Genomic DNA, 11821 nt, shown 5'->3' with positions numbered 1-11821 from the left:
GATGTCTCGGATGGCGCGAATCGGAGCACGCCGTGCCGTCGGCGCGGCGATCGGTGCGGTGCTGGTGGCGGCGGCGCTGACCGCCTGCAGCGGCGCGGGCGGCGGCGGGGCCGGTGGCTCGAACTCGATCAACGTGCTGATGGTGAACAACCCGCAGATGGTTGACCTCCAGAAGCTCACCGCCGACAACTTCACCAAGCAGACCGGCATCACGGTCAACTTCACCGTGCTGCCGGAGAACGACGTCCGCGACAAGATCAGCCAGGACTTCTCCAGCCAGGCCGGCCAGTACGACGTCGCCACCATCAGCAACTACGAGATTCCCTTCTACGCCAAGAACGGCTGGCTCGCGCCCCTGGACGACCACATCGCCAAGGACACCGCGTTCGACCAGAACGACATCCTGGCCCCGATGCGGGTCTCGCTGACCGCCGACGACGGCAAGGTCTACGGCGAGCCGTTCTACGGCGAGTCCTCCTTCCTCATGTACCGCAAGGATGTCTTCGCGGCCAAGGGGCTGACCATGCCGGCCAACCCGACGTGGCAGCAGGTCGCCGACCTGGCCGCGCAGGTCGACGGCGCGCAGCCGGGCATGAAGGGCATCTGCCTGCGCGGCCAGCCCGGCTGGGGCGAGGTGATGGCCCCGCTGGACACCGTCGTCAACACCTTCGGCGGCGCCTGGTTCACCAAGGACTGGCAGGCCCAGCTGACCAGCCCGGAGTTCAAACAGGCCACCCAGTTCTACGTGGACCTGGTCAAGGCGCACGGCGAGTCCGGCGCGCCGCAGGCCGGCTTCTCCGAGTGCCTGAACAACCTGGAGCAGGGCAAGGTCGCGATGTGGTACGACGCCACCTCGGCCGCCGGATCCCTCGAGGCGTCGGACTCCCCGGTCGCCGGCAAGCTCGGCTACGTGCCCGCGCCGGTGATGAAGACCAAGTCCTCGGGCTGGCTGTACACCTGGGCGTGGGGTGTGCAGAAGGCGTCTTCAAAGCAGGACAACGCCTGGAAGTTCATCTCGTGGGCGTCGGGCAAGGACTACGAGAACCTCGTCGGCAAGCAGCTGGGCTGGTCCCGGGTGCCGGCGGGCAAGCGGTCCTCCACCTACGACAACCCGGACTACGTCAAGGCGGCCGGCCCGTTCGCGTCGCAGACCAAGGACGCGATCAGCAACGCCGACCCGAAGAACCCGGGCGTGCAGCCGCGTCCGACGCTGGGCATCCAGTTCGTCGACATCCCCGAGTTCACCGACCTGGGCACCCAGGTGTCGCAGCAGATCAGCTCGGCGATCGCCGGCTCGACCACCGTGGACGCCGCGCTGACGGCGGGACAGGCGCTGGCCGAGAAGGTCGCGACCAAGTACCAGGGCAAGTGACATGACTGCCCAGACCCTGGAACGACCGGTCGCCGGTGTTGTCCGTGGCGGGCCCAAGCGGGCCGCGGAGTGGGCCCGCCGGGCGCCGCTGCTGCCCGCGCTGGTCTTCACGATCATCATCACCCAGCTGCCGTTCGTGGTGACTCTGATCATCTCCTTCCTGCGCTGGAACGCGTTGGATCCGACCAATCGCGGGTTCGCCGGTCTGGGCAACTACACCGCGGTCGCCACCGACAGCGCGCTGCGCTCGTCGGTGGTGTCCACGGTGATCCTGACGGTGTCCGTGGTCGTCGTCAGTCTGCTGCTCGGGCTGGGGCTGGCCCTGCTGCTGGACCAGAAGTTCCGCGGCCGGGGCTTCGTGCGGACGATGCTGATCGCACCGTTCCTGGTGGTGCCGGTGGCCGCCGCGCTGCTGTGGAAGCACGTGCTCTACAACCCCGAGTACGGCCTGCTCAACGGCGCGCTGTCGTGGATCTGGGGGCTGTTCGGCGGGGCGAACCCGCCGCAGCCGGACTGGATCTCGACCATGCCCAAGATCGCCGTCGAGGCCGCCCTGGTGTGGCAGTGGACGCCGTTCATGATGCTGATCCTGTTGGCGGGCCTGCAAAGCCGGCCGGGCGACGCCATCGAGGCGGCCCGGATGGACGGGGCCACGCCGTGGCAGGTCTTCCGCTACCTGACGCTGCCGCACCTGCGGCAGTACCTGGAGCTGGGCGGGCTGCTCGGGTCGATCTACATCGTGCAGAACTTCGACGCGGTGTTCACCATCACCTCGGGCGGGCTGGGCACCGCCAACCTGCCGTACACCATCTACCAGACCTTCTTCCAGGCCCACGACTACGGGCAGGCGTCGGCGGCCGGCGTGATCGTGGTGATCGCGTCGATCATCATCGCCACCTTCGCGCTGCGCGTGGTGTCGTCCTTGCTGCGTAACGAGGTGAAGCGATGAGGGCCCGCAAGGCGTGGCGGCCGTGGGGCGTGTTCGCCTGGCTGGCCGGGATCCTGTTCGCGCTGCCCGTGCTGTGGATGGTGCTGACGTCGTTCCACAGCGAGTCCGACGCGGCGACCAACCCGCCGTCCCTGCTGGCGCCGCTGACTCTCTCGGGCTACCAGGAGTTCTTCGGCGCCGGCAGCGGGGCCAGCCCGTGGCCGCCGCTGATCAACTCGGCCAGCGCCAGCATCGGGTCCACCGTCATCGTGCTGCTGCTGGCCATTCCCGCCGCGTACGCACTGTCGATCAAGCCCGTGCGCAAGTGGTCGGACGTGCTGTTCTTCTTCCTGTCCACCAAGATGCTGCCGGTGGTCGCCGGCACTCTGCCGATCTACCTGTTCGCGCAGTTCTCCGGGCTGCTGGACAACATCTCGTTCCTGACCATCCTGTACACGTCGATGAACCTGCCGATCGCCGTGTGGCTGATGCGGTCGTTCCTGGCCGAGGTGCCGGTGGAGATGCTGGAGGCCGCCGCGCTGGACGGGGCCGGCCTGATCACCACGCTGCGGCGGGTGGTCGCCCCGGTGGCCATGCCCGGCATCGCCGCGACCTCGTTGATCTGCTTCATCTTCAGCTGGAACGAGCTGCTGTTCGCGCGGGTGCTCACCGGCGTGGTCGCCGGCACCGCGCCGGTGTTCCTCACCAGTTTCGTCACCAGCCAGGGGCTGTTCCTGGCCAAGGTGTGCGCGGCGGCGACGGTGATCTCGTTGCCGGTGCTCGCCGCGGGGTTCGCCGCCCAGGACAAGTTGGTCCAGGGCCTGTCGTTGGGAGCCGTGAAGTGAAGGCAGCCGTCATCAGCGGGGTCGGCCAGGTCGAAGTGACCACCGTGGACGATCCGGCGCCCGGGCACAGGCAGGTCGTCGTGGACGTGTCCGCCTGCGGGCTGTGCGGCACCGACCTGCACATCCTCCAGGGCGAGTTCGCGCCGACGCTGCCGGTGATCCCCGGGCACGAGTTCGCCGGCGTGGTGGCGGAGGTCGGCTCGGACGTCACGGAGGTCTCGGTCGGCGACCGGGTTGCGGTGGACCCGTCGCTGTACTGCTTCGAGTGCCGGTACTGCCGGTCCGGGCGGAACAACCTGTGCGAACGCTGGGGCGGCATCGGGGTCTCCACCGCCGGCGGGGCCGCCGAGTACGCGTTGGCACCCGTCGCCAACTGCGTCAAGCTGCCCGATCACGTCCGGACCGAGGACGCCGCCCTGATCGAGCCGCTGTCCTGCGCCGTACGGGGCTACGACGTGCTGCGGTCGCAGCTCGCGACGTCCGTGCTGATCTACGGCTCCGGGACGATGGGGCTGATGATGCTGGAGCTCGGCAAGCTCACCGGCGCCGCGTCGATCGAGGTCGTCGACCTGAACGAGGAGCGCCTGGCCACCGCCCGTCAGCTCGGTTGCACCGGGGTCGCGACCAGCGCCGACGAGCTGGACCGCCCGGCCGGGTGGGACGTCGTCATCGACGCCACCGGCAACGCCCGGGCCATCCAGGACGGGCTCGGCCGGGTGGCCAAGGGCGGCACCTTCCTCCAGTTCGGCGTCGCCGACTACGCGGCCCGGGTGGAGATCGACCCGTACAAGATCTACAACCAGGAGATCACCATCACCGGCTCGATGGCCGTGCTGCACAGCTACGAACGCGCCGCCGACCTCTTCGCCGCCGGCGTCCTGGACCCCGAGGTCTTCATCAGCGACCGCCTCCCCCTCGACGACTACGCCGCCGCCCTCGAACAGTTCAAAGCCGGCAAAGGCCGCAAAATCCAGGTCCTCCCCTAACCCCCAGGAAGGCCTGAACCCCCGCGAGTCGCGCTCTGGGGCACACCGAATGTCAGGCTCAGGCAGAACGAGACGCCAGGCTCGTTTCTGCCTGAGAACGTGTTTCGGTGTGTCTGTGAGCGCGACTCGCGGGGGTTTCTCACGGGGCGGCGGGTTCGGTTGTGGGGGTGGGGGTGGGGGCCCGGCGAGTGGTGCGCATGGCGAGGGCGGCGAGGGCTCCCAGCAGGAGAAAGGCGGCCGGGAGCCAGAGGGTTTGGCTGGCGGCGATGGTGAGTCCGCTGTGGATGGCGTCGGTGACCTGCTGCCGGATGGGCTCCGGCACGGAACTGAGGTCGGGAGCCCCACCCTCGACGTTGGCGCCGCTGGAGATGCCGGCCCGAACCTGCGCGGGCAGGTCGGCGGTGGATGCGGTCAGCGCGGCGGTGATCCGCGCCTGGAGCAGCACGCCGACGGCGGCGCTGCCGAGCACGCCGCCGACCTGACGGGCGGTGTTGTAGATACCGGAGGCGGAACCGGTCAGCTCCCGCGGCACGGCGCCCATCGTGACGGTGCTCATCGGCGAGAAGATGAACCCGATGCCCAAGCCGCACAACAGAAGCGCGGGGATCAGCGCCAGCGGCGGGGTGGACGGCGTGACCTGCAAGGCGATCCATCCCAGCCCGGCGGCCAGGGCGACCAGACCGAACGTCAACAGGTACTTGGCGTTCACCTTGTCCGACAGGCGACCCGACACCGGCGCCACCGCCCCGGACAGCAGCGACATGGGCGCGGTGAGCAGGCCGGCGTGCAGCGGCGTCATCCCGAGCACGGTCTGGAGGTAGATCACGATCGGGAAGAACATGCCGGTCATGGTGAAACCGACCGTCACGGACGCGAGCACGCCGCTGGAGAAGTTGCGGTTGCCGAAGATCCGCAGCGGCAGCAGTGGCTCCCTCTTGTTGAACCACTGCCACACGGCGAACGCGACCAGCAGCACCACCCCGGCCGCGATGATCTCGTAGACGGTGATGCCGCCCCACACCTCGCCCCAGTTGTACTGCTGGCCGTTCTGCAACCCGAACACCAGCAGCAGCAAACCGGCCCCGGACAACAGGATTCCCGGCACGTCGAACGAGTGCGCGGCCCCCGGCCGCCAGTCCGGCACCAGCGCCATCGTCATCACGACCGCGACCGCGCCGATCGGCACGTTCACGAAGAAGATCCACTGCCAGCCGAAGTTGTCCACCAGCACGCCGCCCAGCAGCGGTCCGGTGACGGTGGCCAGGCCGGCGATGCCGCCCCACACGCCCATCGCCGCCCCGCGCCGCGCCGGCGGGAACAGGAAGCTGATGAACGCCAACGTCTGCGGCGTCATCAGCGCCGCCCCGATGCCCTGCACGCCACGCGCGGTGATCAGGGTGCCCACGTCGCCGGCCAGCCCGCACCACAGCGACGCCAGCGTGAACAGCACCAGGCCGACCAGGAACACGCGCTTGGGCCCGAACCGGTCGCCGAGCCGGCTGGTGAACAGCATCGGCACGGCGTAGGTGAGCAGGTAGATGCTGGTCACCCAGACCACGGCGTTCAGGCTGGCGTTCAGCCCGCGCAGCATGGCCGGGATCGCGATCGACACGATGGTCGCGTCCAGCAGGATCATGAAGAACCCGATGCACAGCGCGGCCAGCGCGCCCCACGGGTTGCCAGGTCTCTCGTTCACGCCTCGTCCTCGGATACGGCGGGCACCCATGCGACCCTGCCGGTGGTGATGTCCTCGATCAGCCGGTTGGTCCACGCCAGCTCGAACGCCCGCCGATCGGCGAGGAACTTGACGTCCAACCAGTAGATGGCCGGCAGGGGCTTGGCCGCCAGGTTCTCCATGATCACCTGGTCGGCCGCGTCCTCGGCCCGCAGTCGCAGCGCTCGGGTGCGCAGCTCGTCCAGCGCCTCCTCGCGGTCCAGCTCGTTCAGCGCCGACAGGCCGCTGACGTATTCGGGGAACTCCGGCGCGATCGTGCCGATCATCGCCTTGGCCCGCTCGACGAAGGCGTCCCGGCCGGCCTCGGTCACGCCGTACACCGTGCGCTCCGGCCGGCGGCCCTCGCGCTGGGTGTCCACGACCTCGATGTGGCCGTGCGCCTCCAGCCGCTCCACCGCGTGGTAGAGGGAGCCCGGCTTGACGTTCGCCCTGGCCTCGATGTTCCGGGTGCGCAGCACCTGGGCCATCTCGTACGGGTGCATCGGCTTCTCGATCAGCAGCTCCAGCACGGCCATGGCCAGCGGGGTGAGCTTCACGTCGTCCTCTCGGGTGACCTCGCTTTGATTGTTCAAGCGTTGACTATAGCTGACCGGCGGGGATGAATTTGACGGTGTTCCGCGTTGCAGAATGGAAGAGCGTTTGTACGGCTGCGTGGGAGGTAGCGGTGGCACGGGATCCGGAAGACCTGGTCGAGGTCGACTCGGACACGCCCGACCTGGACGGATCGGTCCTGCTGGTCAACTTCGACGGCTTCGTGGACGCGGGCGGCGCCGGCAAGCTCGTCGTCGACCACCTGCTGGAGCGGTTCGAGAACCGGGTGGTCGCGACCTTCGACGTGGACCGGCTGATCGACTACCGATCGCGCCGGCCGCTGATGACCTACAGCACGGACCGCTGGGAGAGCTACCAGACGCCGAAGCTGGAGGTGCGGCTGCTGCACGACACCGCCGGCACGCCGTTCCTGGTCCTGTCCGGCCCCGAGCCGGACCACGAGTGGGAGCTGTTCGCCGAGGCGGTCATGGCGCTCATGGACCGCTGGGGCGTGCGGATGCTCGCCAGCTTCCACGGCATCCCGATGGGCGCACCGCACACACGGGCCCTGGGCGTCACCGCGCACGGCACGCGGCCCGAACTGCTCGGCGACCACCAGCAGATGCCCAACACGCTCCAGGTGCCGGCCAGCATCGCCGCGCTGCTGGAGTTCCGGATGGGCCAGGCCGGCCGCGACGCCATCGGCTTCGCCGCGCACGTGCCGCACTACCTGGCCCAGACCAGCTACCCGACGGCCGCCGTCACGCTGCTGGAGAACGTCGCCAAGGCGACCGGCCTGGCACTGCCCGACGAATCGCTGCGGGAGGCCGCGCGCCGCGCCGCCGTGGAGATCGACCGCCAGGTCAACGAGTCCGCCGAGGTCGCCGACGTGGTGCGGGCGCTGGAGCGCCAGTACGACACGTTCGCCGAGGCCGCGGGCAAGCCCAGCCTGCTCAGCGACGTGCTGGAGCAGATGCCCACCGCCGACGAGCTGGGCGACCAGTTCGAGCAGTTTCTCGCCGAACAGCGTCCCAACGACTGAGGGGCTCCACCGACCGATGGCCACCTTCGTGACCTTCCAGGCCCATCCCGACGACGAGTCGATCACCGTCGGCGGCACCATGCGCAAGGCCGCCGACGCCGGGCACCGCGTGGTGCTGGTCGTCGCGACCGGCGGCGAACTCGGCGAGATCCCCGAGGGGCTGCTCGCCGAGGGCGAGACCCTGGTCGCCCGCCGCGCCGCCGAGACCCGCGCCGCCGCCGACGTGCTCGGTGTGAAGCGCCTGGAGTTCTTGGGGTACAAGGATTCCGGCATGATGGGCTGGGAGCAGAACAGCGCGCCCGGCTCCTTCTGGACCGCCGACGTGGAGGAGGCCGCGGCCAAGCTGGCCGCCATCCTCGTCGAGGAGCGGGCGGACGTGATCACCTTCGACGACGACAACGGCGGGTACGGGCACCCCGACCACATCCAGGTGCACCGGGTCGGCAAGCGCGCCGCCGAACTCGCCAGCACGCCGCGGGTGTACCAGCACACGTCCAACCGCGACGAGTCGTTCGCGCTCTGGAAGCGGTACGCCGAGGCAACCGGCGCCGAGATCCCCGACTTCGACGGCTTCGAGTTCGGCAAGCCCGCCGAGCTGCTGACCGGGCGGGTCGACGTGCGCGACGTCATCGAGGCCAAGCGAGCTGGCATGCGGGCGCACCTGAGCCAGATCCCCGAGGAGTCCTGGTTCCTGTCCATGCCCGACGAGTGGTTCGCCCAGGCCTTCGGCACCGAGTGGTTCATCCGCGAGGGCCAGGGGCCCGGCATCACCGAGACCGATCTGCTGGCCGGCCTGGACTGAGCAGCAGGCCGTCGAGCGCCTCGGCCGTGCCGGTGCCCGGCACGAAGGTGAACAGGTGCTGGCCGTTCGCCCCCTGCACGACGTGGAAGTTCAGCTCGCGCAGCATGCCGATCGCCTCCTCGACGATGCCGGCCCGGTCGTCGTGCAGGGCGCGCGCGGCCGGGTCGAACAACAGCCAGCGGATGACGATCCGGTCGCGCGCGCGCATCGCAGGGGAGTCCGCGAATGCCAGGCGGGCGTTGCGGTTGGTCGCGAGCACCTCGTCCGATGCGGTCAGCTGGCGGCCTTCGGGAAATCGCCGAGTCCGGAGCCCGTCATCCGACGCCCTTCCGTTGTGTGCCAAGGCTACGACAGCGGAGCCGTCGCGGTACCCGGGCGCGGACCGCCGGCCTGGATTCGGCTGCCCCTTCGACCGGCCGATCCCAGGAAGGACAGCTCCTGGCTGAGCCGATTCCGGCGGCTGCGGATGTGCTTGTCATGAGATACGACTACGTGGGCGGCGGCACGGCCGGCTCGATGCTCGCCTCGCGGCGAATTGTCAGCCCCCGGTGGTTGGATTGCTGTGTTGAATCTTGTGGGGGAGGCTGCTCAGCACCCAGGATCATCCTCATGGACGCCGTCTTCCGCCTGGCCGGACCGGCCGACACCGGCCAGGTCCGGAGCGTGCTCGACGACGCCACCGCCTGGCTGTACGCCCGGGGCATCACCAAGCAGTGGCCGGAGCGCTTCGACGCCGACTGGGTCGCGAAACAGGTGGCCCGGGGAACAACGTGGCTGGTGAGCGTGAACGGCGTCGTGGCGGGCACGGTCGCCATCGAGTCCGAGGATCCCCTGTGGCCGGACGGCGAACCGGCGGCGTACGTGCACCGCCTGGCGGTCCGCCGCACGGCCTCCGGCCTTGGCACCCGGATCCTCGACTGGATAGCGCAAAGCGCCCCGAGGATCCGCCTGGACTGCGTGCGGTCGAACGAACGGCTCCGCCGCTACTACGAGGGCCGCGGTTTCGAGCACCGCGGCGACGTGCAGTTCCACACGTACTGGATGAGCCGCTACGAACTCGCCACCAACTCCACCTCGAACCCGTCCTCGTCGACGAGATAACCGGCGTAGTGCGCGGGTCCGCCGGCATACGGGTGCTGGTCGGGAAACAGCAGCGTCCAGCCGTGCGAAGGCGCGGCGGCCACCAGCGAATCCACCCGGTCACCGACGTGGAAGGCGAGGTGGTTGAGCCCGGGCCGCCGGCGGTCGTGCACGTCGGACGTCAGCGCGGGCGACTCCTCGACCACGATGTACGTCTCGCCGAGCCGCCAGCTGCGGCCGGCCCGCGCCAGGTCGGGCACCCACAGCTCGACGTGGTGCAGCCCGCCGATCACGTGCGCCGCAGCACGACGACCGGGATCTCCCTCGCCCCGGCCTTCTCCTGGAAGTCCCGGAAGAACGGCCGCGAGCCGGCGATCGCCTCCCACAGCCGGGCCCGCTCGGCGCCCTGAGCGACGACCGCCGTCGCGGCATAGGTCGACTCGCCGTCCTCGACCGTGACGGACGGGTTCGCCACCAGGTTGTGGTACCAGGACGGGTGCCGCGCGCTGCCCCGGTTCGCGGCGACGACCACGACCTCGTCCCCGACCCGGAAATGGCCCAGCGGCGTGGTCAGCGTCCGGCCGGTCCGCGCCCCGGTGTGGGTGACCAGCACGAGCTCCGCGCCCGCCAGCGGCCCGCCGACGCGGCCGCCGTTGGCCCGGAACTCCTCGATCACCGACCGGTTGAAGTCCTGCTGCTCCGACATGCCCGTTGTCTACCACGCCGAGTTTGTTCACCAGCCGGTCGCCTGCCGGACGAGCGACGTCCACCTGGCGTGATGAGACTGCCGCGGTGAATCGCAACCGGATCGCCGCGACCGCCGGCGTCGTCGCCCTCAGCATGCTCGCCGCCGGGGTCGCCGACGCCAGCCCGGACAACGGCTACCGCACACACCGCGGCCACCCCGTGACGGTGAACGCGAGACAGACGGTCGTCTCGCACACCGCGCCCGCGCACGGCACCGTCACCCGCAACCAGGACGGCTCGCTGCGCTACACCCCGGCCGCCGGCTTCACCGGCACGGACTCCTTCACCTACACCGAAACCGACGCGGTACGGCTGTACGACACCACACTGCCGCCGTTAGCCGTGATCGGCGGCGTGCCGGTCACGGCCGGCGGCTACGGCTCCTCGCTGGCCCCGGCCCCGGGCAGCTGCGACGAGTACTACGGGCTCACCGACCGCGGCCCGAACGTGGACGGCCCGGGCGGCGTCAAGGTCGAGCCGCTGCCGACCTTCGACCCGGCGATCGGCAAGTTCCGCCTGGTGAACGGGAAAGCGGTGCTGGAGCGCGCGATCCCGCTGCGCGCCGCCGACGGCACGCCGTACTCGGGCCGGGTCAACGCGCAGGCCGGCACCGGCGAGAAGATCGTCGACCTGAACGGCGACCCGCTGCCCGCCGACCCGAACGGCTACGACTCGGAGGGCCTGGTCGCGCTGCCGGACGGCACGTTCTGGGTGTCCGACGAGTACGGGCCGTTCATCACCCACTTCGACCACAACGGCCGTGCGCTGCAACGGCTTTCGCCGTTCGACGGCTCGCTGCCGGCGGAGCTGGCCAACCGCGTGCCGAACAAGGGCATGGAGGGCCTGACCGTCACGCCGGACGGCCGGACGCTGGTCGGCATGATGCAGTCCGCGCTCCAGCAGCCGGATCTGACCAAGAAGCCGAGCAACGTGACCACGCTGCGCATCGTCACCTACGACCTGCGCACGCACGCCACCCACGAGTACCTGTACCTGCTCGACGACCCGAAGACCAACAGCGGCGCGGTCAGCGAGATCACCGCGCTGACCGACACCACGTTCCTGGTGGACGAGCGGGACGGCAAGCCGGAGCCGGGCGCGTACAAGAAGCTGTTCAAGATCGACCTGACCGGGGCGACCGACGTCGGCCCGTCGGCAGCCGGCTACAACGGGGCCAAGGGCGGCCTGCTGGTCGGCCCGAACAACGCCACTATCGACGCCTTCGTGGCGTCGGACGACACGAAGACCGCACTCGCGGACCTCGCCAAGGTCGGCATCACCCCGGTGAGCAAGGCCCTGGACGTCGACCTCGGCGGCCTGCTGACCGGCCTCGACCCGACCGGAGGCTTCTTCGGCCACGACAAGATCGAGGGCGTCGCCACCACCGACGGCGGCCGCACGATCGTCGTCAGCAACGACAGCGACTTCGGCATCGACGGCGTCACCAACACCGCGCCGCCGTTCCAGCTGCACGCCAAGACGACGCCGGCCGGTGTCCAGGACGACGGCGAGTACCTGGCGATCGACACGCGCAAGCTGCCGGCGCAGACGCGAACGGTCACCGTGAACGTGGTCGTGCGCTAGGGGCCCGCGTTATGCAGGGAAGGACGCCTTACCCGCGTTCAGCGAGGGTAAGGCGTCCTTCCCTGCATTCGGGGTTGCCCGATCATCCCTCGGGTTGCAACCAAGGCGGCTACCCGGACGGGAGTTGACGCCGGATTCGGACGGGATGTGGCCGGATGCGTGGTGTGGC

The 11821-nt window shown here is 69.8% G+C and carries 13 protein-coding genes; 8 read left to right on the top strand and 5 right to left on the bottom strand.

Annotated elements, in window-relative coordinates; translation table 11 throughout:
• Positions 1 to 10 precede the first annotated feature (10 nt).
• Genes BCF44_RS08670 through BCF44_RS08655 form a run of 4 tightly spaced genes read left to right on the top strand, consistent with a single transcriptional unit; the run spans position 11 to position 4131 of the window.
• Complete coding sequence (locus tag BCF44_RS08670) at positions 11 to 1372, top strand: ABC transporter substrate-binding protein (RefSeq protein WP_116173678.1); 1362 nt, start codon at positions 11 to 13, stop codon at positions 1370 to 1372.
• 1 nt (position 1373) lies between these two features.
• Entirely contained in the window at positions 1374 to 2321 is a 948-nt protein-coding gene (locus BCF44_RS08665; protein WP_116173677.1) for a carbohydrate ABC transporter permease, read from the top strand.
• Positions 2318 to 3145: a carbohydrate ABC transporter permease gene (locus BCF44_RS08660; RefSeq protein ID WP_116173676.1), complete on the top strand. Its 828-nt coding sequence runs from the start codon at positions 2318 to 2320 to the stop codon at positions 3143 to 3145. Before BCF44_RS08665 ends, BCF44_RS08660 begins: the two co-directional genes overlap by 4 nt.
• On the top strand, positions 3142 to 4131 hold the full coding sequence (locus BCF44_RS08655) for a zinc-dependent alcohol dehydrogenase family protein (protein WP_116173675.1): 990 nt from the start codon (positions 3142 to 3144) through the stop codon (positions 4129 to 4131). The genes BCF44_RS08660 and BCF44_RS08655 overlap by 4 nt, the downstream gene beginning before the upstream one ends.
• Before the next feature lie 139 nt (positions 4132 to 4270).
• Here BCF44_RS08655 and BCF44_RS08650 read toward each other — a convergent pair whose 3' ends face one another.
• A complete protein-coding gene (locus tag BCF44_RS08650) occupies positions 4271 to 5827 on the bottom strand; it encodes a DHA2 family efflux MFS transporter permease subunit (RefSeq protein ID WP_211352956.1) in 1557 nt (518 codons plus the stop codon).
• Positions 5824 to 6438 carry a PadR family transcriptional regulator gene (locus BCF44_RS08645; protein WP_246014901.1) on the bottom strand — a complete coding sequence of 205 codons (615 nt, stop codon included), beginning with the start codon at positions 6436 to 6438 and terminating at the stop codon, positions 5824 to 5826. Before BCF44_RS08645 ends, BCF44_RS08650 begins: the two co-directional genes overlap by 4 nt.
• 92 nt (positions 6439 to 6530) lie before the next feature.
• Here BCF44_RS08645 and BCF44_RS08640 point away from each other — a divergent pair, with 92 nt between their 5' ends.
• A complete protein-coding gene (locus BCF44_RS08640) occupies positions 6531 to 7439 on the top strand; it encodes a proteasome assembly chaperone family protein (RefSeq protein WP_116173673.1) in 909 nt (302 codons plus the stop codon).
• 16 nt (positions 7440 to 7455) lie between these two features.
• Complete coding sequence (locus tag BCF44_RS08635; protein ID WP_116173672.1) at positions 7456 to 8241, top strand: PIG-L family deacetylase; 786 nt, start codon at positions 7456 to 7458, stop codon at positions 8239 to 8241.
• Here the strand turns inward: BCF44_RS08635 and BCF44_RS08630 are convergent.
• The gene (locus BCF44_RS08630) at positions 8207 to 8500 is read right to left on the bottom strand and encodes an MmyB family transcriptional regulator (protein ID WP_170217415.1); all 294 of its coding nucleotides are present in this window, start codon (positions 8498 to 8500) and stop codon (positions 8207 to 8209) included. The two genes, BCF44_RS08635 and BCF44_RS08630, sit on opposite strands and share 35 nt — an antisense overlap.
• 350 nt (positions 8501 to 8850) lie before the next feature.
• On the opposite strand from BCF44_RS08630, the gene BCF44_RS55380 reads away from it, so the two are divergent.
• On the top strand, positions 8851 to 9342 hold the full coding sequence (locus BCF44_RS55380; RefSeq protein ID WP_170217413.1) for a GNAT family N-acetyltransferase: 492 nt from the start codon (positions 8851 to 8853) through the stop codon (positions 9340 to 9342).
• Here the strand turns inward: BCF44_RS55380 and BCF44_RS08620 are convergent.
• Positions 9291 to 9614: a VOC family protein gene (locus BCF44_RS08620; protein WP_116173669.1), complete on the bottom strand. Its 324-nt coding sequence runs from the start codon at positions 9612 to 9614 to the stop codon at positions 9291 to 9293. The two genes, BCF44_RS55380 and BCF44_RS08620, sit on opposite strands and share 52 nt — an antisense overlap.
• Complete coding sequence (locus BCF44_RS08615; RefSeq protein ID WP_116173668.1) at positions 9611 to 10027, bottom strand: nitroreductase family deazaflavin-dependent oxidoreductase; 417 nt, start codon at positions 10025 to 10027, stop codon at positions 9611 to 9613. Before BCF44_RS08615 ends, BCF44_RS08620 begins: the two co-directional genes overlap by 4 nt.
• Positions 10028 to 10113: 86 nt before the next feature.
• Here BCF44_RS08615 and BCF44_RS08610 point away from each other — a divergent pair, with 86 nt between their 5' ends.
• The gene (locus BCF44_RS08610) at positions 10114 to 11652 is read left to right on the top strand and encodes an esterase-like activity of phytase family protein (protein ID WP_116173667.1); all 1539 of its coding nucleotides are present in this window, start codon (positions 10114 to 10116) and stop codon (positions 11650 to 11652) included.
• The last annotated feature ends 169 nt before the right edge of the window (positions 11653 to 11821 follow it).

Origin of the sequence: Kutzneria buriramensis (assembly GCF_003387475.1) — a bacterium.
GTDB lineage: Bacteria > Actinomycetota > Actinomycetes > Mycobacteriales > Pseudonocardiaceae > Kutzneria > Kutzneria buriramensis.
This window is presented reverse-complemented; position numbering and strand designations above follow the sequence as displayed.